The sequence below is a fragment of the Luteococcus struthionis genome (genome assembly GCF_048595755.1).
GTDB lineage: Bacteria > Actinomycetota > Actinomycetes > Propionibacteriales > Propionibacteriaceae > Luteococcus.
On record NZ_CP184360.1, the window covers coordinates 2,482,435 to 2,508,291 of the forward strand.

The 25,857-nt window shown below is 65.5% G+C and carries 24 protein-coding genes, 1 tRNA gene and 3 pseudogenes; 14 read left to right on the plus strand and 14 right to left on the minus strand.

Features of this window, described 5'->3' with window-relative positions; translation table 11 throughout:
* Positions 1 to 721: 721 nt before the first annotated feature.
* Positions 722 to 1,218, plus strand: a pseudogene (locus ACOAMO_RS11455) (transposase); the annotation flags it as partial.
* 98 nt (positions 1,219 to 1,316) lie between these two features.
* Here the strand turns inward: ACOAMO_RS11455 and ACOAMO_RS11460 are convergent.
* From ACOAMO_RS11460 to ACOAMO_RS11485, 6 genes and pseudogenes are all read right to left on the minus strand, one after another.
* Positions 1,317 to 1,817, minus strand: coding sequence for an ASCH domain-containing protein (locus tag ACOAMO_RS11460; RefSeq protein ID WP_420174911.1), 501 nt, complete (start codon positions 1,815 to 1,817; stop codon positions 1,317 to 1,319).
* Between the two features lie 148 nt (positions 1,818 to 1,965).
* Positions 1,966 to 2,811: an IS21-like element helper ATPase IstB gene (gene istB / locus ACOAMO_RS11465; RefSeq protein ID WP_420174912.1), complete on the minus strand. Its 846-nt coding sequence runs from the start codon at positions 2,809 to 2,811 to the stop codon at positions 1,966 to 1,968.
* Positions 2,808 to 4,011: pseudogene (locus ACOAMO_RS11470) on the minus strand (IS21/IS408/IS1162 family transposase). Before ACOAMO_RS11470 ends, istB begins: the two are co-directional and overlap by 4 nt.
* Before the next feature lie 49 nt (positions 4,012 to 4,060).
* Positions 4,061 to 4,366 (minus strand): IS3 family transposase, encoded by a 306-nt coding sequence (locus tag ACOAMO_RS11475; protein WP_420174913.1) that lies wholly within the window; start codon positions 4,364 to 4,366, stop codon positions 4,061 to 4,063.
* Entirely contained in the window at positions 4,363 to 4,713 is a 351-nt protein-coding gene (locus tag ACOAMO_RS11480) for a transposase (protein ID WP_420174914.1), read from the minus strand. The genes ACOAMO_RS11475 and ACOAMO_RS11480 overlap by 4 nt, the downstream gene beginning before the upstream one ends.
* A gap of 957 nt (positions 4,714 to 5,670) precedes the next feature.
* Positions 5,671 to 6,887, minus strand: a pseudogene (locus ACOAMO_RS11485) (IS110 family transposase).
* A 363-nt stretch (positions 6,888 to 7,250) separates the two neighbouring features.
* Here ACOAMO_RS11485 and ACOAMO_RS11490 point away from each other — a divergent pair.
* On the plus strand, positions 7,251 to 7,730 hold the full coding sequence (locus ACOAMO_RS11490) for a GtrA family protein (RefSeq protein WP_420177022.1): 480 nt from the start codon (positions 7,251 to 7,253) through the stop codon (positions 7,728 to 7,730).
* A gap of 80 nt (positions 7,731 to 7,810) precedes the next feature.
* Here ACOAMO_RS11490 and ACOAMO_RS11495 read toward each other — a convergent pair whose 3' ends face one another.
* Entirely contained in the window at positions 7,811 to 8,602 is a 792-nt protein-coding gene (locus ACOAMO_RS11495; RefSeq protein ID WP_420174915.1) for a transposase, read from the minus strand.
* 253 nt (positions 8,603 to 8,855) lie between these two features.
* On the opposite strand from ACOAMO_RS11495, the gene ACOAMO_RS11500 reads away from it, so the two are divergent.
* The 4 genes from ACOAMO_RS11500 (at position 8,856) to ACOAMO_RS11515 (ending at position 11,312) form a co-directional block, all read left to right on the plus strand.
* A complete protein-coding gene (locus ACOAMO_RS11500) occupies positions 8,856 to 9,200 on the plus strand; it encodes a hypothetical protein (RefSeq protein WP_420174916.1) in 345 nt (114 codons plus the stop codon).
* A gap of 57 nt (positions 9,201 to 9,257) precedes the next feature.
* Complete coding sequence (locus ACOAMO_RS11505) at positions 9,258 to 9,626, plus strand: hypothetical protein (protein WP_420174917.1); 369 nt, start codon at positions 9,258 to 9,260, stop codon at positions 9,624 to 9,626.
* 162 nt (positions 9,627 to 9,788) lie between these two features.
* Positions 9,789 to 11,036 (plus strand): IS256 family transposase, encoded by a 1,248-nt coding sequence (locus ACOAMO_RS11510; protein ID WP_420174918.1) that lies wholly within the window; start codon positions 9,789 to 9,791, stop codon positions 11,034 to 11,036.
* A gap of 66 nt (positions 11,037 to 11,102) precedes the next feature.
* Entirely contained in the window at positions 11,103 to 11,312 is a 210-nt protein-coding gene (locus ACOAMO_RS11515; protein WP_420174919.1) for a hypothetical protein, read from the plus strand.
* 9 nt (positions 11,313 to 11,321) lie between these two features.
* On the opposite strand, the gene ACOAMO_RS11520 is transcribed toward ACOAMO_RS11515, so the two are convergent.
* On the minus strand, positions 11,322 to 12,038 hold the full coding sequence (locus ACOAMO_RS11520; protein ID WP_420174920.1) for a hypothetical protein: 717 nt from the start codon (positions 12,036 to 12,038) through the stop codon (positions 11,322 to 11,324).
* 65 nt (positions 12,039 to 12,103) lie between these two features.
* Between ACOAMO_RS11520 and ACOAMO_RS11525 the strand changes: the two genes are divergently transcribed.
* A complete protein-coding gene (locus ACOAMO_RS11525) occupies positions 12,104 to 12,949 on the plus strand; it encodes an HNH endonuclease (RefSeq protein ID WP_420174921.1) in 846 nt (281 codons plus the stop codon).
* 65 nt (positions 12,950 to 13,014) lie between these two features.
* On the opposite strand, the gene ACOAMO_RS11530 is transcribed toward ACOAMO_RS11525, so the two are convergent.
* From ACOAMO_RS11530 to ACOAMO_RS11540, 3 genes are all read right to left on the minus strand, one after another.
* Entirely contained in the window at positions 13,015 to 13,413 is a 399-nt protein-coding gene (locus tag ACOAMO_RS11530) for a hypothetical protein (protein WP_420174922.1), read from the minus strand.
* 376 nt (positions 13,414 to 13,789) lie between these two features.
* Positions 13,790 to 14,176: a hypothetical protein gene (locus ACOAMO_RS11535; protein WP_420174923.1), complete on the minus strand. Its 387-nt coding sequence runs from the start codon at positions 14,174 to 14,176 to the stop codon at positions 13,790 to 13,792.
* Positions 14,177 to 15,003: 827 nt separating this feature from the next.
* Positions 15,004 to 15,504, minus strand: a complete 501-nt coding sequence (locus tag ACOAMO_RS11540; protein WP_420177023.1) for a transposase — start codon at positions 15,502 to 15,504, stop codon at positions 15,004 to 15,006.
* A 32-nt stretch (positions 15,505 to 15,536) separates the two neighbouring features.
* Here ACOAMO_RS11540 and ACOAMO_RS11545 point away from each other — a divergent pair.
* From ACOAMO_RS11545 to ACOAMO_RS11565, 5 genes are all read left to right on the plus strand, one after another.
* A protein-coding gene (locus ACOAMO_RS11545) for an IS3 family transposase (RefSeq protein WP_420174924.1) occupies positions 15,537 to 16,702 on the plus strand; the annotation gives its coding sequence in 2 pieces (ribosomal slippage) (positions 15,537 to 15,816 and positions 15,816 to 16,702; 1,167 coding nt in all).
* A gap of 177 nt (positions 16,703 to 16,879) precedes the next feature.
* On the plus strand, positions 16,880 to 17,008 hold the full coding sequence (locus ACOAMO_RS11550; protein ID WP_420174925.1) for a hypothetical protein: 129 nt from the start codon (positions 16,880 to 16,882) through the stop codon (positions 17,006 to 17,008).
* 186 nt (positions 17,009 to 17,194) lie between these two features.
* A complete protein-coding gene (gene ggt / locus ACOAMO_RS11555) occupies positions 17,195 to 19,048 on the plus strand; it encodes a gamma-glutamyltransferase (protein ID WP_420174926.1) in 1,854 nt (617 codons plus the stop codon).
* Positions 19,049 to 19,127: 79 nt separating this feature from the next.
* Positions 19,128 to 20,822 (plus strand): ABC-F family ATP-binding cassette domain-containing protein, encoded by a 1,695-nt coding sequence (locus ACOAMO_RS11560; RefSeq protein WP_420174927.1) that lies wholly within the window; start codon positions 19,128 to 19,130, stop codon positions 20,820 to 20,822.
* Positions 20,823 to 20,834: 12 nt separating this feature from the next.
* Positions 20,835 to 21,569 carry a sulfite exporter TauE/SafE family protein gene (locus tag ACOAMO_RS11565; RefSeq protein ID WP_420174928.1) on the plus strand — a complete coding sequence of 245 codons (735 nt, stop codon included), beginning with the start codon at positions 20,835 to 20,837 and terminating at the stop codon, positions 21,567 to 21,569.
* Positions 21,570 to 21,806: 237 nt separating this feature from the next.
* Here ACOAMO_RS11565 and ACOAMO_RS11570 read toward each other — a convergent pair whose 3' ends face one another.
* The 3 genes from ACOAMO_RS11570 to ACOAMO_RS11580 are packed head-to-tail and all read right to left on the minus strand — an operon-like array spanning position 21,807 to position 23,728.
* A complete protein-coding gene (locus ACOAMO_RS11570; protein ID WP_420174929.1) occupies positions 21,807 to 22,151 on the minus strand; it encodes a TraR/DksA family transcriptional regulator in 345 nt (114 codons plus the stop codon).
* Positions 22,152 to 22,209: 58 nt separating this feature from the next.
* Positions 22,210 to 22,995 carry a zinc transporter ZupT gene (gene zupT, locus ACOAMO_RS11575; RefSeq protein ID WP_420174930.1) on the minus strand — a complete coding sequence of 262 codons (786 nt, stop codon included), beginning with the start codon at positions 22,993 to 22,995 and terminating at the stop codon, positions 22,210 to 22,212.
* A 52-nt stretch (positions 22,996 to 23,047) separates the two neighbouring features.
* Complete coding sequence (locus ACOAMO_RS11580; protein ID WP_420174931.1) at positions 23,048 to 23,728, minus strand: alpha-ketoglutarate-dependent dioxygenase AlkB family protein; 681 nt, start codon at positions 23,726 to 23,728, stop codon at positions 23,048 to 23,050.
* 67 nt (positions 23,729 to 23,795) lie between these two features.
* Here ACOAMO_RS11580 and ACOAMO_RS11585 point away from each other — a divergent pair.
* Both ACOAMO_RS11585 and tig read left to right on the plus strand, forming a co-directional pair.
* A tRNA-Gly gene (locus ACOAMO_RS11585) sits at positions 23,796 to 23,869 on the plus strand.
* 202 nt (positions 23,870 to 24,071) lie between these two features.
* On the plus strand, positions 24,072 to 25,754 hold the full coding sequence (gene tig, locus ACOAMO_RS11590) for a trigger factor (protein ID WP_420174932.1): 1,683 nt from the start codon (positions 24,072 to 24,074) through the stop codon (positions 25,752 to 25,754).
* The last annotated feature ends 103 nt before the right edge of the window (positions 25,755 to 25,857 follow it).

Here is a 25,857-nt window from a genome sequence, read left to right on the forward strand (position 1 = left end):
TACGCGGGAGTGGGAATGGTAACTGGGGCTGCGGCAGGGCTGCACATTGGCCTCGCGCGGGGCTACTCCTCGAGAGAGATTGCTGGTGAAGTTCTGCAAGGCGCAGTGTTTGGGGCTTTGGGAGGTCTTCCCCTTTAGTAAGCGAGTGCGCTTAATCGAAGAAAGAGTTTAGGTTCCCGGTAGCGAAGTGAGAGAAGATGTCAAAAAGGGAAGCTCGCTTGGCATTCATTTTGATTGCCTCGCCCTTGGCGGTAGTCATGGGACTTTATGGAGGTGGTGTGATAGATGAAACCTTACGCCTATACCTCTTAGCGGGGATCGTGGTCTGGGTCCTGATTCTGATGGTCTGGATGACAAAAAGGAGCTTATAGAACGGGGTGAGGGCCGCCATCATCGTGATGGCGGCCCGCAGCCGTATGCGGCGGGGCCTATCTGCGTCGACGGGCCCGTCAGTGGCAGTGGACCGGTCGGATGTGCTGGTTAGGGTCAGACTGTCCCGCGGCAAGCCACGGTCTTCGAGCAGGCCGCCCGTAATCCCCCAGACAGCATTCGACCCCGCCCCAATCTGGCTCTTCGGACCTGAGGTGGGGCGGGTAGTCGAGGTCCGGTGAGGTGAGGGGCCGGGGTCTTCGGCAGGATCAGCAGCGGCCAAACTCGCTGTTCCAAGATGAAGCGCCCCGGGTTTGATGCCGCATCCGTTTGAGTTCGAGAGGATGCAGTCATGCCGAAAGTGATCGATGAGAAGGTCCGTGCCCGGGCGGTGCGGCTGGTGCAGGAGCACCGCTCGGAGTACCCGACCGAGTCGAAGGTGCTGGAGGCCGTGGCCCGGCAGGCGGGGGTCGGCAGGAGTCGTTGCGGCGGTGGGTGAACCAGGCCGAGGTCGATTCCGGGGCCCGGCCGGGAAACGACCAGCGCTGAGCTGGAGGAGATCAAGAAGCTGAAGGCCGAGAACAAGCGGCTGCGAGAAGACGTGGCGATCCTGAAGGCGGCCACGAGTTTCTTCGTGGGGGAACTCGACCCCCGCAACCGATGATCTTGGGTTTCATCGACATGCTTCGTGTCGAGGGCCATGCGGTCGAGTCGATCTGTCGGGTGCTGCGCGAGCAGGGTTGCCAGGTCGCCGCACGGACCTACCGTTGTTGGGCCAGGGGTCGGGTCAGCGCCCGCACGGTCTCGGACGCGCAGGTCGCCGACGCCGTCCACCGGATCGTGTGGCGGTATGTGTCAACGTCGGCCGAAATCTGAGCAGAGATCGACGCCTGAAAACTGACCAGGCCGCGCAAGCGACCTGCGGCATGAGAGTCAGTAGTTGTTGGTCACTGCAGTTCAAAGGTGACCACGTCTGTGGGGTCGTCGCCGCCCAGGCCGGGATAGTGGGTGTCGAGAGCGTCTTGGAGTTCGGCAAGGGAGCTGAAGCCATCGTTGCGTGCATGCTCCTCGGTGAGGTCGCAGCGCCGGACCGCGGTGACGGAGGTCACTTTCGCCGCCATGGTGACAACATCACCGCTGTCCTTCTCGAAGACGATTGTGGCTGCACCTTCATGGAAGGGGTCGTCGATGCGGATGGTCTGGCGCTTGGCGCCGCTTCGGATCGAGGGTTCGTAGCCCTCCCACATGTAGATGCGCTGGGCCTGTTCGGCGGAGCGCCAGTCATATGCGTGGGGGAGCAGTTCTGAGACGGTCATGGCTTCGAGGCCATTACTGCCGCGCACCACGCACTGGATCGTAGGATCCAGATCGTGGAGAACCTGGCGACACTTGCCGCACGGCGCGATCACCTGACCGGTCCGGCCATACACGGCCACCACGGCGACCACGGGGTCTGACGGGTGCGTGGCCGCATGGTTGGCGAGTGCCGAGATCTCACCGCAGGGACCGCCCAGGAAGTGGTAGGCCTTGAGCCCCAGGACGTGGCCGACCGCGCTGTCATCGGCAGTTTAGGAATGTCACGCCCCTCGGTGGGGATTAGTTGTCCCGGTCTTTGGCGAGGAGTTCTCGGCGGGCGCGGGTGCGATAGGACTCGCCTGACAGGGCTAGGACTTCGGCATGGTGGACGAGGCGGTCGATCATGGCGGCGGCGATGACGTCGTCGGGGAAGGTTTCGCCCCAGCGGCCGAAGGGAAGGTTGCTGGTGACGATGATGGAGCCTTGTTCGTAGCGGGATGCGACGAGTTGGAAGAACAGGTTGGCTGCGTCGGCGTCGAAGGGCAGGTAGTCGACCTCGTCGACGATGACCAGGCGGTAGCGCTTGATCTTCTTGAGCTCGGCGTCGAGTTGCCCTGCCTGGTGGGCGGTCTGGAGCCGGCTGATCCAGGCGCTGGCGGTGTCGAACAGGACGCTGTGACCGTTCTGCGCGGCCTTGATGCCCAGGCCGATCGCGAGGTGGGTCTTGCCGATGCCGGGAGGGCCGAGCAGGACCACGTTCTCGGCCTTCGACACGTAGGTGCTCGTGGCGAGGTGGGCTAGCAGGTCGCGGCGCAGGGATGGGAGGTGGTCGTAGCTGAAGTCCTCGAGGGTCTTCATGGCGGGGAAGTGGGCGGTGCGGATCCGCATCATGGTGCCGGCGGCTTCCCGGTCGGCGGCCTGGCGTTCGAGGACGGCGGCGAGGTATTGCTCGTGGGACCAGCCCAGGTCGCGGGTCTGGTCGGCGATCTCGGCCCAGGTCTTGGCGATGGTGGGCATCTTGAGCACGCGGGTGAGGAAGGCGAGCTGGGAGGCGATGCGTTCCCCGTCCTGACTGGCAGACGCTGCGGCCGCGAAGCCAGCAGCAGTGTCGGCCTCGGCATCCGGGGCGGTGGTCTTGGTGGTCATGAGGCTCCTTGGTGGGTGTGGAAGTCGACGCCGAACAGGGCGTCGTAGTCGGGCAGGGCGCGGATCGCGACGGCGTGTCCGTCGTCGTGGGTGCGGGTGGCCGGGGGAGTGGCGGGTGCGCTGGTTGTAGGCGTGGCGCAGGTCGTGGGCGATGCGCTGGTGGGCGGGGTCGGTGATGGTCTGGCCCGTGGCCCAGCAGCGGGTGTGGAGCCCGACCAGGGCGTCGTCACACAGGATGCGGACCTGGTCGCCGGTGGTGGTCGCGGTCACGAACCGGCCGATCGCGCGCGGGTCTGCGGAGTAGTCGTTGCCGTCGAGGCGGATGTAGTAGTCCCGGGCGAGCCGGACCCGGTGGTGCAGGCCAACGACAGGCGGCAAGGGTGGCAGGTCGAGCATCGCGGCCCGGTCGGTGTTCCAGCGCTCGGCGGGGCTGGCGCCCACGGCGCGGATGCGGCGCTGGTTGGCGTGGGTGGTGAGCCAGTCAGTGACCTGGGTGTTGAAGTCGGCGGGGCTGGTGAAGACCCGGCCGGGCAGGAAGGACGTTTCGAGGTAGCCGTTGCGTCGTTCGACCAGGCCCTTGAACTCGGGGTCGCGGGGCGGGGCGAGGTGGAGGCGGACGCCGAGGGTGCCGGTGAACGCGGCGGCCTCGGCCGAGTGTCTTGGGGACGCGCCCCCACTGGGTAAGGATGTGCCACATGCCGGTCTGTCGCCGGCCTTGCGGGAACAGATCATCACCGCGCTGGTGTGGCGGGAGTAGCCGCAGGTCATGGTCAGCACCGGCAGGATCCGTTCGGTGCCATGCCCAACGGGGATCGGTGTGGCGGGGAACCACAGGTCGCACTGGGCGAGTTCGCCGGGCTGGTAGGTGATCCGGTCGGCGGAGTCCGGTGGCTGGAAGTACGGCCGCAGGATGCGGATGCGGTCCTTGAGGATCGTCATGGAGTGGCGCCAACCGATGCGTTCGGCGATCACCGTCGCCGGCATCGTCGGGTACTGCGCCAAGAGCTGACGAATCTGTGTCTCGAACGGGTCGACCAAGGACCCGGTGGGTGGGCGGTGGTACTGGGGTGGCCGGTCGGACTTGAGAGCGGCGGAGACGGTGTTGCGGGAGATGCCCAGGTGGCGGGCGATGGCGGCCTTAGATAGGCCTTCAGCACGGTGCAGCCGACGGATCTCGGCCCAATCCTCCAAAGTGATCACCCCTGACAGGTTCCTCCGGGCTGCTCAGTTTTTGCCCGTCGATTCCTGCTCAGGGTTCACCCGCCGTCGACAGCAGGAGCCCTTCGTCGGCCATGATCCGCAACACCGTTGATGGCGAGACCAGGTGGCCGTCGTGGCGGACCATGGCCCAGATCTTGCGGTGTCCCCAGGCGGGATGTTTGCTGGCCATCGCGACCACAGCGGCTCGGTGTTGATCGCGAGCTGGAGCGGGCCGCGGGCCCTTCGTCGGCTGGCCTGCGCGGGCTCTGGCTTGCCAGCGCCGCCAGGTCCGTTCGGGAATGTCGAGCAGCTCACAGAACCTCGAGGTCGAAATTCCCTCGTCGATCCGGATCACCTCAAGGTCTTCGAAGGGCTCAACCGGCCCTCCGCACTCTTCTTCCAGACACGCAGCTCGACCGCTGTCTCGCCGAGCGCCAAAGTGAGGTCCTCGACCTGCGCCCCGAGATGCGCTTCCCGGGTCGACGGCCCCGACTTGCCCGCCGCGAGCGCGGTCTTGCCTGCTTCGAGGAACTCGGCCTTCCATCGGCCGATCGACTGCTCGGAGACCTTCTCCTTACGGGCCGCCTCGGCGACCGACACCTCGCCGGCCAGCACGCTCAGCACGATCCTGGTCTTGGTCTCCGGACTGAACACCGGTGGTCGTCCCATGGTCAGTTCCTCCTGCTCTCCGACGCCGATCATGCCCTCACAACCGGCCTGCCAGAAAGCTTGACGCGGGACATGACCAACCCCAGACCAGCCGGGGCACCTGTACCGCTCGGGGGAGCGCAGGTGCCCCGGCAACCTCCACCGCACCGCCCGGCATGGGGTGCCGGGCGGTGCGGCACAACCAGGACCCACGCGTAACGTCTGTCACCCCGACAACGGACACGCAGGCCTCACGACTGCACCAACTGCGGAACCCACCTCGAGATCTGGGACCGCGGCCCTCGACGTCACCTCCATGGAAGTCACCGAACTTCGCCGACACCTCCTCACGGATCGCCCTCGTGCACGCCAATCCCGTCCAAATGATCCAGCTAGAAGCGAGGAGGTCAAGGGAGTGTACAGCCAACCTCCGAAAGGCATTCCGATTCATCACTAATAATCGTCTGTGAAATTATTCAGGCAATATTCAACTCCTACTCCTTTCTCGTGGGGGCTTTAGATGTGTAGCGTGCACAATAACGAACGCTGCCGTCCGTCGAAGGGAAGGAGTAAATTCACTTGCGACCTTCGCCAAGTTCCTTAATGTTTAGATACGAGGTTTATTACCATGCGAAAGTTCCGAGTGTTGGTCCTAACGCCGATTTTGGCGGCTTCTGCACTTGTGGGTCAGACAACGACCGCCCAAGCAGCCCTCCCTAGTTGTGCCAGCTGGTCCCAAGAGTTCGACTTCGGCGCAGTGCGGGTCGACATTTTCAACGGTTGTTCATCCAGCATCTCCGGAAAGATCGACATCTCAGGTGGCTGGGATGTGACCTACTCTGTTGCCGGCAAGAGTTCGACCTCGGTCTACGCGAAGTGCTTCACCTCGGGCACCAGGTGCTACGTGCGGGACTTCGTATAAGCCCCCTTGCCCACAGATGACCGAAACACCCCCCTGGCCCTTGGCTATGACTTTCCGAGGCCCAGGGGGGGGTGCCCCTATGTTCCTCGTCAAGCGACGAGGGGCATGGGTGAGGGTGTCGGGGCGGGGGCCCGGTAGGGCTCCCGGTTCTTGATCATCGCGAACAGGACATCACAGTGTGGGCGGGACAGGCAGATGAGGGCGGCGTTGTGTTTCTTGCCCTGCGCTCGCTTGCGGTCGTAGTAGGCGCGGCTGGTCGGGTCCTTGAGCGCGGCGAAGGCGGACAGGAACAGGGTTCGTTTGAGGTGCTTGTTCCCGGAGCGGGCGGGGAACTCCCCGCGGATGCTGGTGCCGGAACGGCGAGTCACTGGGGCCAGGCCGGCGTAGGCCGCCAAGTGCCCGGCGGTCGGGAACTGTGAGGCATCGCCGACGTCGAGCAGGATCCGTGCTGCGGTCCTGACCCCGAGGCCTGGCATCGAGGTCAGGACCTCGGCAAGAGGGTGAGCATCAACGACCTTCTCGACCTGGACAGCCAGCTCGGCGCGCTGATCCAAGGTGGCACGCAGCGACGCGGCCAGCTTGGGCAGGACCTGCTCGGCCGCTGCCGTGCCTGCAACGGTGACGGTCTGCTCCGTAAGAGCTTGGGTGATGGCGTCGGCGAAGTCCTGCGCATTGCGCGGATAGGCCTTCGTGATCACCCTGAGCAGCTTCGATTTCGACGCTGCTGCCATGGCCTGGGGGCCGCCGAGTTGTTCGACAACGGCCAGGCCTTGCTTGGTGCCCAATCTGGGTCCGACAACGCGTTCCAGCGCGGGATGGATCTGGGTGAGCAGGCCTCGGATGCGGTTCGACAACCGGGTCGCCTCGGCGGCGAGGTCCTCATCGAAGCCCACCAACACTTTGAGTTCGGCCAGGGTTTCCTCGCCGGCATCGACCCGGCGCAGCGTGTGAGGCATGGTCCTCGCGGTGTCCGCGATGACGTATGCGTCGCGGGCGTCGGTCTTCGCGTTGCCCGGGTAGAGGTCAGCCGCGCGGCGCATCGCCAGGCCGGGCAGGTAGGCGACGGTAATGCCCATCGACCGGGCGACAGCGATCGGTAGCGCGCCGATCGTGTTCGGCTGGTCGACGACCACCAGCACCCGACATGGCTCTGGAGCTTGTCGAGGAGTTCCTCGAGCTTGGCTTGGTCTTGCGGCAGGGGCTTGTCGAAGACCTTCTTCCCGGCAGCGTCGAGGGCGCAGGCGTGGTGGTCTTGTTTGCCAACGTCGAGCCCGCACCAGATGTCGAAGCCGCTGTCCTGATTCATGACGACCACCATCCTTGCATCGAAGCGACGGTCGTCGTGGTTGGTGATGCGTCAGCTGCCGGCACCCACGTTACGAAGAGACCTCAATGCTGGGCCATGTCCCTATCAGCGGTCGGCTGGCACCACCAGGCCCGGTGACAACACCCCCCCGGATCATCAATGACAGGGGCACTGAGTCATGCCGGGCCCGGCGACCGTGACCCCTCCCTACGGGGTCACCAGCAAGGTAACGGGGACCATCGACCGGAGCAGCCCGGATCCCGAACTTAGCCATCGGACGCCCTAGACTACCGTCCTGTGAACAATGAGACTCCCTGGCAACGCCGTCGCCGCCACGGCGGACAGTTCGCGAGTTTTGCAGTCGTGGGAGCCTCTGGGGTGTTTATCAATCAGTTGACATTGGTGATAGCAGCTAAATCGGCTCGCGGGTTGGCCGCGATTCACGCCGAGGATATAGCTATCCCCTTGCTAGGGGGATTCAATGTGCGCTGGTACCACTTATTTCTCACGGCCGCTTTCCTGGTTGCAAACATTTGGAATTTCCAGCTTAATAGAGCGTGGACATTTCGACGCGCGCACCAACGCGGGTGGCTACGAGAGTACTCTCTATTCTTAGCTACAGGACTAGCGAGCCTCGCAGTGGGATTGGCTATCTCGACTGCACTTCTTCACCCGAATTCACCCCTCAGACTCTCTCCTGGAATTTTTGACAAGTCTTCTGGGTTGCGAAACCCGCTCTATTGGGCCAATCTGATTCAGATTGCCCTCACAATGCCCATAAATTTTGTGGTAAATAAGCTTTGGACGTTCAAGTCCACGCTCGCTTCTGCGGAAGAATCATAATTTCCCCAGTCTCTTGCGGTGGTGGGGGCGTTTCGAAGAGGCGTTCGGCGATGTCGTGGACGTGTTGGGAGTGTCCCGCGTCAAGTAGTTGGCAGGATTTCGGGCTCGGGAAAGGTGGGGATCGTGGGGTCGGCCAGGTCGCGCTGCACCTCTGAGGGCCGGTTCCAGGCCAGGGCCTCGTGGGGTCGGATGGTGTTGAACTCGGCGCGGTGGGCATCGGCCTCGCGCGCGAGGTCGAGCGCATCGTCGATCTGCTCGCGGTAGAGCCGCTCATACTTCAAGCTCTGGAAGGCCCGTTCACGGATCCCGTTCTGGCCAGGGGTCCGGACACGAGTCCGACTATGCCTGAGCTGCGGGTGTGCGGTGATGAAGTGCTCGAAGCGGAACGACCGGAACGGCCCTCCGTTGTCGGTGACCAGCGTGATCGGAACGATCTCGCCAGTTTCCGGATCGGTGAGGTTATCGATGAGCGTGACGCCATCGAGCATCGCTTCGGCCTCCGCTAGAGCAAGTTCGACTCCGGCGATCGCGTCGTGCTGGTTCGCGGTCGGTGACCAGTGCCAGCCGAACTCATGCTTGCTGAAATAGTCGGCGACGCCGGCGACCCGCCAGGTCCCACCACCAGGGGTCTCGTATTCGGAGAAGTCGAACTGCCAGACCTGGTTCGGCCTCGTGGGTGGCGCTGCGGACGCGGCCTTGCGTTGCTTGGCGAGTTCGCGGCGCTGTTTCTGGTAGTCAGCGTGGAGCAGGAGCCCTTCGTCGGCCATGATCCGCAACACCGTTGATGGCGAGACCAGGTGGCCGTCGTGGCGGACCATGGCCCAGATCTTGCGGTGTCCCCAGGCGGGATGTTTGCTGGCCATCGCGACCACAGCGGCTCGGTGTTGGTCGCGAGCTGGAGCGGGCCGCGGGCCCTTCGTCGGCTGGCCTGTTGGTCTGGCCCGGGTGATTGGCCGTCAATCGACGACGGATGATCTGGCTTTGCAGGCGTGGCTGCGGACCACCTGCCGGGGCCGCAAGTGGTCGTCACGGATCCGGCAGGCCGCCCTTGACCTGCTGTCAGGTGGCTCAGCGGATTCCATTGCTGCATCCGAACGCTCCAGGCTCCGGGGAGCGCTGCGAGGCATGAGCGCGCAGCAAATGGCGTCATCGGCCTGGATCGGCACGTGGGCGCGGTACCGCGGCCTCGGCGAGGTGGTCGTTCAACCGATCGGTCCGAGCGTGGTTGCCGCATCGTCCTTGGGCATGGTGGCGGGGGAGTCGTGGATGCGGTTTGCGCAGGTGGACGACCTGGGCCGCTTCGAGGCGACACAGCCAGTGCTCGCGGATCCTGATGGGGATCTGGTCGTCCTGGAGCGGGTGCGTGACGAGCGCTGGGCCCGCCAGATGATCGACACATATGTGCTCGGTGATTCCCGCGAATCGGCAGCAGCCGCGCGGGCACTGGAGGAGGCTGCCCGTGCGCTCTGACCCCTTCGCTCTGCTGGCGGAGCTCGCGACGACGCTGGATCGGCCGGTTGGGTTCTGGTGGGCGGGTTGATGGTGCACTGCCACGCGCATCTGGCCGGGATCACGCATGTGCGGCCCACTGATGATGCCGACATCGTCGTAGAGTTGCAGACCTCCACCTATGCCACGCACGCCGCTGCGTTGGTGGGGCTCGGCTTCACGCCCCACGAGTCGGTCGATGCGGCCGCCCCGTTCCATCGCTTTCTGCGCGATGGTGAGACTGTCGACCTGATGGTTCCTGATCGGAGTCCTGGTCGCCTCGATATCTCGGACGGGAACTGGTCAAGGTTCCCGGATCTGGATCCGCACTCAAGCGCACCATTGGTTATGAGCTTCCCGGCGGGAGCGTTATCCGCCTCCCAGACCTCGCATCCGCTCTATCGCTGAAGGGGGCTGCCCACCAGGTCCCGAGTGTGAACCCGTCGAGACACCTACAGGAGTTGAGTCCCTCATAGTGGTGTAACCGTGGTGGTTGGCTCTGGACGACAGGGCGGTCATCGCGTGATCCTCGAGTTCACCTCTCACAGCACCCTCGAAGGGATCATCACGATGACCGCTCCACACATTGTCGACCCCGCTGCCGTTCTTGGCGAGCTGCTCACCGAGGCATCGCCCGACATGATGCGCAGCCTGTTGCAGACCATGCTCAACGCCCTGCTCTCCGCCGACGCCGATGCGGTGGTTGGCGCCGAGTACAACCAGCCCACCCCAGGACGGCTCGCGCAACGCAACGGCTACCGCCACCGAGCTCTGGACACCCGCGCCGGCACCATCGACCTGCAGGTCCCGAAACTGCGCACCGGCAGCTACTTCCCGGTCTGGCTGATGGAACGCCGCAAGCGCGCCGAATCAGCCCTGATCACGGTGGTCGCCGATTGCTACCTCGCCGGTGTCTCCACCCGACGCATGGACAAACTGGTCAAGACCCTCGGCATCGACCGGTTGTCGAAGTCCCAGGTCAGTCGAATGGCCACTGAGCTCGATGAGCACGTCGAGCAGTTCCGCCACCGTTCCCTGACAGAGGCTGGGCCGTTCACCTTCATCGCTGCCGACGCGTTGACCATGAAGGTCCGCGAGGGCGGCCGCGTGATCAACTCGGTGGTGATGCTCGCCACCGGCGTCAACGCGGACGGGCATCGCGAAGTCCTCGGGATGCGTGTCGCGACCAGCGAGACCGGCCCGGCCTGGAACGAGTTCTTCGCCGACCTGGTCGCCCGAGGACTCTGCGGGGTCCGCCTGGTCACCTCCGACGCCCACCAAGGACTCGTGGAAGCTGCCGCGGCGAACCTGCCCGGGGCCAGCTGGCAACGCTGCCGCACCCACTACGCGGCGAACCTGATGGCCATCACCCCGAAAAGCCTCTGGCCCGCGGTGAAGGCGATGCTCCACTCCGTCTACGACCAGCCCGACGCGGCCAGTGTCCAGGCCCAGTTCGACCGGCTGCTGGACTACACCGCCGAGAAGCTGCCCGAGGTCACCGGCCACCTCGACGCTGCCCGGGCCGACATCCTCGCGTTCACCCGGTCCCCCGTCGAGGTCTGGCAGCAGATCTGGTCGAACAACCCCACCGAACGCCTCAACCGAGAGATCCGGCGCCGCACCGATTCCGTGGGGATCTTCCCCAACAGGGCCGCGATCGTCCGGCTCGTCGGCGCCGTCCTGGCCGAGCAAACCGACGAATGGGCCGAAGGCCGCCGCTACCTCGGCCTCGAAGTCCTCGCCAGGAGCCGCATGACCCTCACCACCACCCACCAACCCCAACCAGAGGAACCCCAGATGCCAGCACTCACCAGCTAACCGCGCACAGGATCACGAACAGTTACACCACGTGCCGGGACTTGACCCACAGAGCGACCGGACCGAATGAAGGGGGCGGCCCAGGACCACCTCGGACGCGGCTCCCAGCAGAGCCAGCGCGCCGAGACCATCGCCGCCACCGAGCTGCTGCCCCGGCACAAGGGCGAGGGTCGGCTCCTGCGGGGCTCGCGGCCCGGCGTCGAGGCGGGCGAGCGCATCAACGAGACGGGGCTCATGGTGCGACTCGTCGACATGTCGCAGATCGACTTCGGGTGAGGACGGGCCTCAGCCCGGCAGCTCCCTGAACTCGCCCGGCGGCATTCCCTTGCGCCCGGCCCAGCCGCGGACGTAGAGGAAGAGTTCCTCGGCGGCCCGGATCGAGGCCCCGTACACCTCGTGCCACAGCGACTCGGGGATGACGTGGGGCTGCAGGGGCACGCCCATGGAGAGCTCGCGCTCCCCGGAGACCTGCACCGTCGCGACCATGTGGCTCAGGGAGAAGTGCACCCAGCCCGAGGTCTTGTCGTAGACGGCCGGCGCCCAGGGATGGGCCGCCGCGGCGAGGTCCTTCAGTCGTCCGTCGTTGAGGTTCTTGCCCTCGGCATCCTTCATCCTGCGGAACTCCTCGCCCGACAGCAGCCTCATGGCCAGATCGTCGGAGTCGGGGCCGCTCGCTGCGTAGTGCGCGCGGAACAGCGTGTCGAGCTGCAGCCGCAGCAGGGGAGCCGCGGCGTGGATGTTGTAGGTGTCCACGGCGTCGATCAGGGCGTCTACGACGCCGTAGCTGCGCTGGACCATGGACGTGACCAGGAAGTCCGTCGGGTACAGCCGTCCCTCGGCCACGGTGAGGGACAGCGCCGCGACGTCGAGGTGCTGCCGCCGGAGCGCGTCGAGGCGACCGCGCGCCGGCAGCAGCTCCGGAAACCTCGTCGCTGAGCTGCCGGGCGGTACCGGCTTCGGATCGCGCGGAAGCCTGCCCGCGCCTGGCGTCTCATGGTTCATGGGACCAGTATCCACCGCCACCACCGTTTCCCGTAGATCGGCCTCGCCGGCTCTATCGTGGTGGCATGCAGAGCGAAGAACGTAGGCGGCTGCCGGCCCTGACAAATACGAACCGAGAGCTGTACCTCTACTCAGGTAACCAGTGCGCCTTTCCGGGTTGCGCTGAGGTACTGCTCAAGCCCAATGGGACGTGGAACTGCCAGGCGGCGCACATCTACGGCGTGGAGAAGGATGCAGCGAGAGGCGAACACTCCCTCAGCAATGAGGCTCTCCGTGCGCCCGCCAACCTCATACTTCTCTGCCCGAATCACCACGTGGAGATCGACAACAAGGACCTGGAAGGCGAGTATTCGGTCGAACGTGTGGAGAGGATGAAGGACGAGCACGAAGCGCGCTTTCGAACAGCCATGGTGTCGTTGGATCGCATAATCGACAGCACTGTTGGTGTGGTCGTCAAGCGCCCGGAGAACATGCGCGCCCTGGCCGGCTTCGACACCATGGACGAGGAGGAGACGCGCGAGAACCTCGTGTGTGCGGCTCCGTTCGTTGACGCCATCGCCAAGCAGCCCCCGTCGCTGCGCGACGTCATCACCCTGATCATGGTGCACGGACGACCAGAGCCGAGGGTCGCGTGGGGCCGTGACGCGCCCGTGGCAGCTCCGGTCGCCAAGGTCGAAGGAGCTGCGCAGATCACCCGGGGAGACTTGGCCTCACGCGTCAAAGCACTGGAGAGCGACGGCCTTGTTGAGATCGAGGCCGACGAGGGGCCCGGCTACTTCGTGCTGAACGACCCCACGGCCAAGTCGATAGGCTGGGACCTGTTCGCCTCTCTGCACGAGCTGGCAGCTGGCGACCGCTACGTCATTGAGCGGGTCATTGACCACCTGGACTTCACGGCGCTAGACGCCTGACGCGCCGGGAGCCCCGGACCGAAGTGGTCCGGGGCTCCTTCGTCGTCGCAGGTGCTGGCTCGCCGTCAGCGGGACGCGCCCTCCCGGCCGCGCTCCTTCTCCTGCTCGCGGGCCCTGAGGGCCTGCTCGCGGTTGGAGACGCTCTTGGCCTTGTCCTGCTGCTGGGCGGCCTTCGCCTGGCCCTGCTCGGGCACGGCGCACTGGGAGCCGGCCCTGGCCTGCGAGCGGGTGGCGGCCTCGCGCTGCTCGGCCCGCGACGCTCGCGAAGCCTCGGCGGCCTGCTGGCGGCGCGCCTTCTCCTCGCGCGCCACCGCGGCCCTGCGGCGTTCGGCCAATTTGTACTCGGGCGAGGACGCGACGTCCTTGCCGTAGCGCTGCTCGACGGCCTTGCGGCCGCCGGGCTCGGACATCATCCGCTGGATGTCTGCCGCCCGCTGGCGGTCGATCCTGACCTGGTCGTGCATGCTCGTGCTCATCGCTAATTACGGCCGGACTGGCAGGTCCCCGCCTTCCTCGGATCAACAACCGTGGTCGCGCGACGCCGACCCCGCGCCCACCCATGAGGGCGTGAGAGACTTGAACCCAAGTCCCACGTATGTCCCACGGAGCGCGGCGATTCCCCAAAGGCCAAAGGGAAACGCCTAGTCAAATGGGGGAACGCGGGTGAAGTCCTTTGGTTCGAGTCCTGTCGCCCCGACGACAAAACCCCTAGTCAACCCACGGTTGACTGGGGGATTTTCTGTTTCGTGCAAGATTCGTGCAAGTTCCTTGAGGTCATCTTGCACGGTGCACCAGGTGCACAAAGCCCGCCCCGGGCAGTCGGGGCGGGCTTCGAGGGGATCACTTGGCCTGCAGCGCCAAGAACTCCTTGGAGGGACCGGGGTAGTGGGCGAACCCCTTCCCCTTGGCCTGAACGTGCACCCTGCCTGCCCGGATCAGGTACTCAACGGCCCCCTTCAATCGCGGGGTGCCGATCCCGTCCCCCCGGTTCTTCAACGCCGCCTCCAAGCTGTTCTGGCTGAGCCCTGGTGTCTGCTCGATGACCGCGAGGACTGCCTCGGCGGCGTTGTCCATCTCTTCGCGGTGAGCCTCGTCCAGTACCTGCCGGGCGTCCCGGTAGATCAGCCGACGGGTGGGTTCGTCAAAGTCGAGGAAGCCGTCCATGTCCGAACTGTCCCGTCCGTCCACGAGCTGGATGCGACGCGCACCGCGTTCGTCGGCAGTCATCAGCATGAGCTCATCTGCCCAGTCCTCGAGGGCTGACGATCCGCGCGTCCGGCCTGCGTTCCACCCGGCGTAGACAATTGGGGATCCGTCATTGCCGCCGGTGCTATTGGCGCCACGACCGGGCTCCTGTTCCCCGCAAAGTGAACACCCTAAGGTGAACTGAATCCTGTACATTGGGTTGCGGTGGGCTACGTCCCAGTAGCCCACCGCAATCAAAATTTCCTGATCTCATTACCATCAAAAATAAAACGGACAGTTCAGGATTCAAATTTCGGTGGTCGCGCAACCAACAAGCCGAAAGTGACAGTAACAGGAAAATTCGCCAGCAGAAGATACTGCGGCGCATATAATTCTCTCCTGAGCGCGCCTAGAGCGCGAGTCAATACCTGGGACGAGGTGAATCTGATGCAGTACAACAGAAGGACGAACGGAATTCTCTTGGTCAGTCTCGGCGTCATATTGCTCGCGGGGATGATTTGTCGATTGATTGCACGAGGCTCAGGATTCGACGGGCTTACTCTCGTCCTCGCCGCCCTGAGTCTCATATACATCATCGTTGGCCTTTGTCGCTTGAGATGAGAGCTCTTCACAGATGATGGTGTAGGTTCGTACGCGGTGGTGCGTGTTGTAACAGGGTTCGACGTTCCCTGATGATGGAAGTTCTCATGCTCGCCATCCAGAAGACCTCGACATGGACAACGCCGCCTTCGCCTCCCCATGAAAGCCCCGGGTTAGTTAGCGTCCCCCGACTAATTTTGGGAGATGCTCCAGCAGTTGCACTCCACCCCGTCTTCGGCCGCTCCAGAGTGGGCCTCTATGTGCAACGTTCAGGCTGCGATCCTCATGGGAGTGGTGGCGGGCTGGTTGTTGCTCTGGTGCTGGTCGGCGCGCATGGTGGCGTAGATGACGTCGGAGAGGCGTCGTTTCGGGCAGCGGAGGGCCTCCTTCGAGGTCTTGCATTCGGAGAGTCTGCGTTGGTAGTAGGTCCGGCCCGGGGTGTCGGCTCGGGTCTGGGTGATGGCGATCGTGTAGAGGCATCGGTTCAGTTCCCGATTTCCGCCGCGGTTGAAGCGGTAGCGCACACTCCGGCCTGAGGATGCTGGGATGGGGGCTGTGCCGTTGGCTGAGGCGAAGGCGTCTCGGCTCGGGTAGCGGTTGATGTCTACGACCATGGCGAGGAAGCGAGCTGCGACCAGCGGTCCGACGCCGTAGATGGTAGTCAGGCTGGTTCCGTTGGCGGCGACGATTGCGGAGATCTGGCGTTTGAGTTCGGCGGTCTCTTGATCGATCTGGGACTGCCCCGGGTTTGGTTGACACTGACATCTCAGGTCCGTGAGGGCCTGGTGAGAGGATGCATGTCATGCCCAAGCCCCATCCCCAGGAGTTCCGTGACGACGTGATCGCGGTGGCCCGCAAGGGCGAGGCGCCGATCGGCCAGATCGCGAAGGACTTCGGGATCAGTGAGTCCTGTCTGCGCAACTGGCTGGCCAAGGCCGACCGGGCCGATGCCCCAGCCGGTTCGGTCGCGAGCCAGTCAGCGGCCGAGCTGCGGGAGGCGAAGAAACGCATCCGGCTGCTGGAGCAGGAGAACGAGGTCCTGCGCCGCGCCGCGGCCTACTTGTCTCGTGACATCAACCCACAATGATGTACCCCTTGGTCACCGACCTGGCCCAGGCCAAGGGGACACAGCGTCGGGTGCCGGTGGTGGTCTCGTGCCGGGTGTTGGGATTCTCCCGCCAGGCCTACTACTCCTGGCTCGCCTGCCCCGTCTCCCAACGGGACTGGGACGATGCCCACCTGATCAACGCGGCGATCGACCTGCATCGTGAGGACCCCGGCCTGGGATACCGCCTCATCGCCGATGACCTGCCCGAGGTGGGCATCACTGCTGGCGAGAACCGAGTCCATCGACTCTGCAAGCTGCAGCGGATCCGCTCGTTCCACTCGGTCAAGAACGGTTCGTGGACCAAGTCTGGCCCGCCGGTCCACGATGATCTGGTGCAGCGCCGGTTCTGCGCCGAGGGCCCCAATCGGTTGGGGTTGACCGACATCACCGTGCATCACACCAGCGAGGGCAAGCTGTACTTGTGTGCGATCAAGGACGTCTGGTCCAACCGCATCGTGGGCTATTCGATCGACACGCGCATGAAGAAGCGGATCGCGATCAACGCCCTGCGGATGGCCCTCCAACGCCGAGGCCGGGTCGCTGGCTGCATCGTGCACTCGGACCGGGGCAGCCAATTCCGGGCCCACGCATTTCTGGCTGAGTTGACGACCCATGACCTCAAGGGATCCATGGGTCGGGTCGCCTCAAGTCCCGACAATGCAGCCATGGAGAGCTTCTTCGCCCTGCTCCAGAAGAACGTCCTCAACCGCCACCCGTGGGCCAGTCGAGCCGAGCTGCGGCTGGCCATGATCACCTGGATCGAGAAGTCCTACCACCGCCGCAGACGTCAACGGCGCCTCGGCAAGCTCACCCCAGTAGAGTTCGAAACAGTCCACCAGACGACCACCCAGGCCGCCTGACCTACCCCCTAGAAACTGTCAAGCAAACTGGGGGCAGTCCCAGCGCAGGGGCTCCCGCTCTACAACGGGCAGGTCTATGGCCCCTCAGCTCCTCGCCCCGTCGAGGGAAATCTTGCCGACGGTTCACCGCAACTGTGGCGGGTCAAGCTGGATTCCGATCTCAGTCCAGGAATGCACATGGCCAAGGTCGAGTGGACCGACCGGTACGGCGAGAAGACCACTGAGACCTACGCCTTCGAGGTGGTGGAGGAGCGCCCTCAGCAGAACTTCCGCCTGCAAACCTTCGGAGACGACGCCATCTGGTGAGCGAGGTTGAGGCCAGACAGCCACCGACCCGTTGTTGCTTCAGCTGCGTGCAGGGGACGACGGGTCGGTGCCCGCGATCCGTGGATTGCTTCGCGGGTCTTCACCAAAGGCGGCCACTGCTGACACAGTGGGGTCAATGTCCTTGGCAACAAGGTGGTTGCCGAGCATTCACCCCAGGAGGTTGTCGTGCAGATTCGTTCACGAACTGTGGCGGCGGGCATCTGTTTGTCGGTCCTCGCCCTCGGCCTTTCACCAGCCAACGCAGTCACCGCGTCCAGTCCTGAGCATCGCAAACCCCAACCCGTCCCGGCCGAACCAGCCAAGCACCCCACGGCGGTGGGGCATGGCGGGGCCGTCGCCTCAGTGGATCCCGAGGCGACCAAGGTCGGTCTCGACGTCCTGCGTCGGGGCGGCAATGCCGTCGATGCTGCCATCGCCACCGCCGCCGCGCTGGGGGTCACCGAGCCCTACAGCGCCGGCATCGGCGGTGGCGGCTACCTGATGCACTACGACGCACGCACCAAACGCATCACGACCATCGACGGACGCGAGACGGCGCCGGCCGGCGTGACACCGCAGGCCTTCGTCAATCCCGCCACCGGCAAGACCTACCCGTTCACGCCAGACCTGGTCACCAGCGGTGCCAGCGTGGGGGTCCCCGGCACGCCGATGCTCTGGAAGGATGCGCTGGAGCGCTGGGGCACCCGCAGCCTGCGGCAGAGCCTGGAGCCGGCGGCACGGCTTGCGGAACGCGGTTTCGTGGTGGACGAGACCTTCCGTAGCCAGACCCTCGACAACAAGGAGCGCTTCGAAGCCTTCCCGGCCACCTCCCGGCTCTTCCTGTCGGACGGGGACGCGCCGAAGGTCGGTACCGTCTTCCGCAATCCCGATCTTGCGCGCACGTATCGCCAGTTGGGGCGTCAGGGTGTCGAGCGAGCCTTCTACCGCGGCCCACTGGCCAAGCAGATGAGTGACGTGGTGCAACGGCCCCGCACCTCTGCGGACACCACGTTGCCAGTGCCTGCCGGAACGCTGACCCCGCAAGACCTTGCCGGATACCGCACCACCGTCGGCAAGGGCACCACCTCCCACTACCGGGGGTACACCGTGCACGGCATGGACGGCTCGTCGTCGGGCGGCACGACGGTGGGAGAGGCCCTGAACATCCTGGACCAGTTCGACCTGTCGTCGATGAGCGGCGCAGAGGCTCAGCACCACTACCTGGCCGCGACGGCGCTGGCCTTCGCCGACCGCGGACTGTACGTCGGGGATCCGGCCTTCGTCGAGGTTCCGGTCAAGGGCCTCCTCTCCAAGGGTTTTGCGGCCCAGCGTGCCTGCCAGATCGAGCCGGGCAAGGCGCTCAAGACTCCTGCCGAGGCCGGTGACATGAATTCCACCGAGCCATGCGGCGGTCAGGCCGAGGTGGGTCGCCATTCCGACACCGAGAATGAGGAGACGACGAATCTCACCACGGCCGATCGGTGGGGCAATGTGGTGGAGTACACCCTCACCATCGAACAGACCGGTGGTTCGGGACAGGTGGTTCCCGGGCGGGGCTTCCTGCTCAACAACGAACTGACCGACTTCTCGATCGAGTACGACCCGGTTGATCCCAACCGCATCGAGCCGGGCAAGCGGCCGCGTTCGTCGATGGCCCCCACCATCATCACCCGCGACGGCAAGCCGGTGCTGGCGCTGGGATCCCCGGGCGGATCCACCATCATCAGCACGGTGCTGCAGACCGTCGTCAACCGGATCGACCTGGGCATGCAGTTGCCGCAGGCCGTTGCAGCGCCACGCGCGACGCTGCGCAACACGGAGAAGGTCACGGCCGAGCCGGACTACATCGAGCAGCACGGTGCCGCCGTGGGTGAGATCGGCTACCTATTGCAACCGGCCGGTGACGCCTTCACCAGTCAGGCGGAGATCGGGGCTCTCACGGCCATCGAGTTCGGTCCTCGGGGCCGCATGACCGCCGCTGCAGAGCCCACCCGACGCGGTGGCGGAGCGGCCGCGGTGCTGCATCCCAACCGGCGCTGACAGTAAAAATCACTGGCGCTCCCACCCACTGACGGCCACAGTGGGTGGGAGTTCCTCGTTCCCGGCCCGCGGAGGTCATGTGCTCGTCTCGTCAGAATCTTCCTCGTCAGCTACCCATCTGCGGCTGGACGGCGTCTCGAAGTCCTATGCCGCGCAACGTGTGCTGACCAACGTCAGCTTCTCCGTGGCAGCCGGTGACTGCGCCGCGTTGATCGGCGAGAACGGACGGGGCAAGTCGACCATTCTGCGGTTGGTGGCAGGTCTTGAAGAGTCGGACGGTGGCGAGATCACCCGCCCCGAGAGCTGGGCGATCCACCACCAGCAGCCGCCCTTCGACGCCCATGACACCATGGCCGCCATCCAGCAGTCGGCCCTCGCGCCGGTGCGCCACCACGCCGACGAGGTCTCCCGCATCGGTGAGGCGATGGCACGCCATCCCGAGGACGAGTCCTTGTCCGCGCAGCTGTCCGAGGCCATCGCGGCCGCCGAGCGCACCGCTGCCTGGCAGGTGGACCACCGCTGGGAGCTTCTGCTGGAAGGCCTCGGCCTGGCGGGGTTGGCCCCGGACCGGACAGCCGGCGAGCTCTCGGGCGGTCAGGCGGCGCGGTTGTCCCTGGCATGGGTGCTGGTGCGCCGCAGCGAACTGCTGCTCTTGGACGAACCCACCAACCATCTTGATGACCGCGCCACGGAAATGGTCACCCAGACCATCAAGGACTGGCCGGGGCCGGTGCTGCTGGCGAGCCACGATCGTGCCTTCCTGGACGAGACGGTCACGAGCCTGGTCGATCTGGACCCGGCACCCAGGCCACATCGCGGGCCGGGCGCAGCCGCACCGGGGCTGACGCGCTTCACCGGCAGCTTCAGCGAGTACCTGGCCCACCGGCGCGACCAGCGTGAGCGCTGGCAGCGGCAGTACGAGCAGGAACAGGAAGAACTCGACCGCTTGCGCGGCCGGGTGAAACAGGATCAACAGGTGGGCCACACCAACTGGACTCCCCGCAGCGAGACTCGCATGGCCCAGAAGTTCTACAGCGACAGGAATGCCACGGTCGTGTCACGTCGTGTCAATGACGCACGCACCGCCCTGGCGAGATTGGAAGAGGAGCAGGTACGCAAACCACCGCGGGAGCTGCGCTTTCGTGGTCTGGACGCGGCCACGGCACACACCGATTCGGCCACAGGCCGGAGGCAGGGGGAGAGCCCCCAGGCCGGCCCTGTCCTGGTGGCCACCAGCGTCAGCGTCGAGGGGAGGCTTGGGGCTGTCAGTCTGTCGATCGGCGCGCGCGACCGTTGGTTGGTGGAGGGTCCCAACGGCTGCGGCAAGTCCACCTTGCTGCGGGTGCTGGCGGGCCACCTCGCACCGAGCCATGGCAACCTCAGTGCCGCGTCGAGGTTGAGCGTGGGGCTGTTGGAGCAGGAACCGGAATCCGTGGACCCGTACCTGACCGCCAGACAGACCTATGCGCTGAAGGTGGGTGAGCAGACCGCAGAGCAGGTCCCGCTGGGCACCTTCGGACTGCTCCCGGGCCGCGACGAGAACCGGCCGGTGGGGGAGCTGAGCGTCGGGCAGCGACGCCGACTGGACCTGGCCTGCGTGCTGGCCAGCCCGCCCGACGTACTGCTGTTGGACGAGCCCACCAATCACTTCTCCTTGCAGTTGGCCACCGAGCTGGAGGACTCCCTCACCGACTATCCGGGTGCCATCGTCGTGGCCAGTCACGACCGATGGCTACGACGCCGGTGGCAAGGGCGGCGTCTCAGACTGCCATGACAGGGTGGAGGGGTGATCACCCTCTCGTCGACCGGTTGGCTGCTGATGGTCTTGGCCGCGCTGATCGTGGGGCTGTCCAAGACGGCCCTGCCGGGGTCGACGGCGCTCGCCGTCGGACTGGCGGCCAGTGCGCTGCCGGCCAAGGAGTCCACCGGCACCCTGCTGGTCCTGCTGATGGTGGGAGACCTGATGGCCATCCGTGCCTACCGCCACGATGCCGACTGGCCCACCTTGCGGTCCATGGCCCCGCCGGTGGTGGCTGGTCTGCTCGTGGGTGCCGTCTACATGCGGGTGGCCGACGACCTGGCGATGCGTCGTGTCATTGGAGTCATCCTGCTGCTGATGGCGGCACTGAATGTGTGGCAACGCGCCAGCCGGCGCCCCATGGCCCCGGCCGGGGGCTGGGCGAGCGTGGGCTATGGCGGGTTGGCCGGCTTCACCACCATGACAGCCAATGCCGCCGGACCGGTGACCAGCCTGTACTTCCTCAGCCGCGGCTTCGACGTGCGTCGCTTCCTGGGCACCTCCGCCTGGTTCTACCTGTGCGTCAACATCACCAAATTGCCGCTGGCGATTGGTGCTGGCGTGGTGAATCCACAGACCCTGGTGATCGATCTGGTCCTCGTGCCCGTGGTGTTGCTGGCCGCGGTCCTGGGGCGCCGCCTGGCCTCCCGCATATCGCGCAAGGTCTTCGACCCCCTCGTGCTGTTGTTCACGGTGGTGGCCGCGCTCAACCTGCTGTGGTGAGATCCCCCGGCACGCCGGGCTGAAATCAGCACGAGACGCGGATGTCCGGCTCCCTGCACGGGAACCGGCCATCGGCCCTCGTGGACTGTCAGTGGTTGCCGTGCTTTGCCTGTACTGGTGGGGAAAGCGGACACAAAGGGATGGAGAGTCCACCCGAAGCCGCATCGACGCTGCCCGAACGGACACCGTGCCCCAACGGACACCGTGCCCGGGCGGTTAACGCCTCGGCTTTGCTCCTCAGGGCTGGGCGTGCTCGACGCACCGCACCGACCAAGGACGGAATTCAAGCCGGGCCTCGCCGATCGGCTCACCGCACTCGTCGCAACGTCCGTAGCTGCCATCGTCCAACTTGGTCATGGCCCGCTCCACCTGGTCCAGCACGCCAGCCAGGGTCTGGGCCGTCGAGGCGTCCGCCATCTGCTGGATGGCCTGGGTGGTCCCTTCCCCGATGCGCTTGCCGAAGCCGATGGTGGCGCCACCTTCGACTGGCTTGGTGAGTTCTTCGATCTGTGCGCGCAGCTCTGCCGCCTTGGCAGTGAGCTCGCTGCGGATCGCGGACTGGTCGGCGGGGGAATCAGGCATGCAGTTGACCATAACCCGGCGCGTCACCGCAGCGGCAGAACAGTGAGGCCAACCGTGGTCAGGACAGCAGTTCCAGGGACAGGGCCATCACACCCATGCCTGCCACCAACCCGTAGACCGCGGCGTGGTGTTCACCGAACTTCTGGGCCGTGGGCAGGAGCTCGTCCAGACTGACGAAGACCATGACGCCCGCCACCGCGCACAGGCACACCCCGATGAGCGCGGGTGAGATGAAGGGGGCCAACAACAGGTAGAGCAGCAGTGCGCCCAACGGCTCGGACAGGCCCGAACCGGCGGCATACCAGAAGGCCTTGCTGCGGGAACCGGTCGCGGCATAGATCGGAACCGAGACCGCGATCCCTTCGGGAATGTTGTGGATGGCGATGGCGGCCGCGATCATGGCTCCGGCCTGGAAGTCCTCAAGGCTGGTGATGAGCGTGGCGAAGCCTTCGGGGAGGTTGTGCAGCGTGATGACGGCAGCGGTCACCAGCCCCACCCGCATGAGGGCCCCTCGCTGCGCCACCGCAGGGCCGTCCTCGCCGGGCAGTCCGGAGGGCTCATGGGGGTTGACGTCCTCGGGGACGTAGCGGTCGATTGCCAGGATCAGCGCGATGCCCGCGAAGAAGGACAGCGCCGCCCACGACTCGTCACCCAGGTGGGCCGCGCCGCTGGGCATCAGTTCCATGAAGGAGACGTAGATCATCACCCCGCTGGATAGGCCCAGACCCCCGGCGAGCAGACGAGGCGTCACCTGGCTGCGGGCCACCGCCACCAGACCGCCCAAGGCCGTGGACAGGCCCGCACCCAGGGTGAGCGCGAAGGCGGCCAGGAAGCTGCGGTCCATGACCCCACGTTAGGGGAGTGGAGCGCGTGCTGGCAGCAGCGGCGTGCCAGGCTCAGGCCATTCCGGATTCGCGCAGGGTGATGTTGATTCGGCCATCGGTCATCCCGCAGTCCTGCGGAGAAGTTCCGGGCAAGACCTCCATCACCCCGTGGAAGGCGAGCCTGGAGGGGCCGCCGAAGACGAACAGGTCCCCCGAACGCAACTCAAGATCCACATAGGGGCGAGCTCGTGACTCGCGATTGCCGAATCGGAATCGGCAGCTGTTGCCGATCGACAACGAGACGACCGGGGCGGGGGAGCGTTCCTCCCGATCCTGGTGCATGCCCATGCGGGCCTGGTCGTCGTAGTAGTTGATCAGCGCGGTGTCCGGCCGGTAGGCACTGGCCTCATCCTGGCTGCCCGTGGCTGCGTGGACTGCCCGCTGGCCCAGCCGGACGAGCCAGTCGGGCACCGGCGGTACTGGCAGTCCGTTCTGGTCGATGGCCTCGCGTGTCAGGCGTCCGGGATTCCAGTGCCAACCCAGGCAGACGCTCTGCACGCTCATCGGATGCCCACCGATCAATGGGTAGCGCGGTGGCACCGGTCCCTGTCCCCACTCATGGAAACGGGCGACCAGCCAGCGCTGTTCCTCCAGGGACAGGAAGTTCTCGACGAGGTGGGCCCCCGGCGGGAGCTCCACCGTGGGGCGCACCACCTCGTGGTGGCTGAACAGGGGATCCATCGCGGGCGGCACCCATCCATCCTGCCAAGTGGCGACGAGGCGGTGGAATCGGCTAGACTTCACGAGCCCTACGGGGCATGCGGATGTAGCTCAATGGTAGAGCCCTAGTCTTCCAAACTAGCTACGCGGGTTCGATTCCCGTCATCCGCTCCAACAAGAATGCAGGCCCAGCCACCAATGGCTGGGCCTGCACTGGTTTCGGCGCCCGCCAGCAGGCCTGGGGCTGGCAGGGCCAGAGGCATTGCGTGAGCCGGTGCGCGGCAAAGCCCTTCGCGCGTCAGTTTGCCGATGACCGCGTGGTCGCTACGATTGTGCGGTCTGCCATTTGCGCAATATTCGACGATCAGGAGAACCTGTGCCCAGCACTGTTGAGCAGCTCAGCCCGTCCCGGGTGAAGCTCACCATTGACATGCCCTTTGAAGAACTGAAGCCGAGCCTGGACAAGGCCTACGCGGAGATCGCCCAGCAGGTGCAGATCCCCGGCTTCCGCAAGGGCAAGGTTCCCGCAGCCATCATCGACCAGCGCTTCGGGCGCGGCATGGTGCTGCAGGAGGCCATCAATGACGCCCTGCCGAACGCCTACGGCCAGGCGGTCGTCGAGCACAAGCTGGTTCCCCTGGGCCAGCCCGAGATCGACGTCACCAACCTGGAGGACGGCAAGAACGTGCAGTTCACCGCCGAGGTGGACGTGCGACCCGACTTCGAGCTGCCGGAGTTCTCCAGCATCTCGGTCGAGGTCGAGCCGACCCAGGTGAAGGATGAGGACCTGGAGGAGCGCGTCGAGACCCTGCGTCAGCGCTTCGCCACCAACACCGACGTGGAGCGCGCCGCCAAGGATGGCGACGTCGTCACCGTCGACCTCGAGGGATCGCAGAACGGTGAGGTCCTGGAGGACGCCACCGCGGAGGGCATCCAGTACAAGCTGGGCTCCGGCGGCATGCTCGAGGGCATGGACGAGGCCATCACCGGTCTCAAGGCCGGCGAGAGCAAGACCTTCACCTCGAAGCTGCTGGGCGGCGCCCACCGCGACGAGGATGCCGACATCAAGGTCACCGTCACCAAGGTGCAGGAGCAGGAGCTGCCCGAGGTCGACGACGAGTTCGCCCAGATGGTGAGCCAGTTCGACACCGCCGACGAGATGCGTGCCGACCTGCGCAGCAGCCTGGAGAACATGGCGCGCCTGGAGCAGGCTGCCGACGCTCGTGACAAGGTGCTCGAGGCCATCATCGCCAAGACCGACTTCGAGCTGCCGCAGAACCTGGTGGACGCCGAGATCGAGGCTCGCAAGAACCAGGTCACCCAGCAGCTGGCCTCCGCCGGCCTGAGCGTGGAGCAGTACCTCAAGGACGCCGAGGACGAGACCGCCGAGACCGAGGACGAGTTCTGGGCCGAGATCGAGAAGCGTTCGATGGACGCGCTCAAGGCGCAGATCGTGCTCGACAAGCTGGCCGACGACAATGAGTACGAGGTGGGCCAGGAAGAGCTCACCCAGATGATCTTCACCAAGGCGCAGCAGAACGGCACCTCGCCTGAGCAGGAGATCCAGCACATGCAGGAGCACAACCACCTGCCCGAGTGGATGCAGGAGATCCGTCGCTCCAAGGCCCTGGCCGACATGGTGAATGCTGCCTCCATCAGCGACACCGAGGGCAAGACCATCGACCTGAGCAAGATGGGTCCGGATGGTGCCCTGGTGGAGTCCGACGAGGACGACGACGAGGCCGCCGAGCCCAAGAAGGCACCGGCCAAGAAGACGGCCGCCAAGAAGGCCCCCGCCAAGAAGGCTGCCGCCAAGGTTGACGAGAAGGCCGACGCGGAGAAGGCCGACGACTCGGAGGAGAAGGCTCCGGCCAAGAAGGCTGCTGCCAAGAAGGCCCCGGCCAAGAAGACTGCCGCCAAGAAGGCCCCGGCCAAGAAGACGGCTGCCAAGAAGACCGCCGCCGGCGAGGAGAAGGCTCCGGCCAAGAAGGCTGCCGCCAAGAAGGCCCCGGCCAAGAAGGCCGCCGCCAAGAAGGCCGCTCCGGCCGACGAGGCCTGAGACCGGGAGCCTCGAACGGTTCGAGACCCCTCACGCCTAGACTGGGCGCCGCGCCATGTGCGCGGCGCCCAGTCGTCTTCCACCGTCCTTCCACACTTGCCAG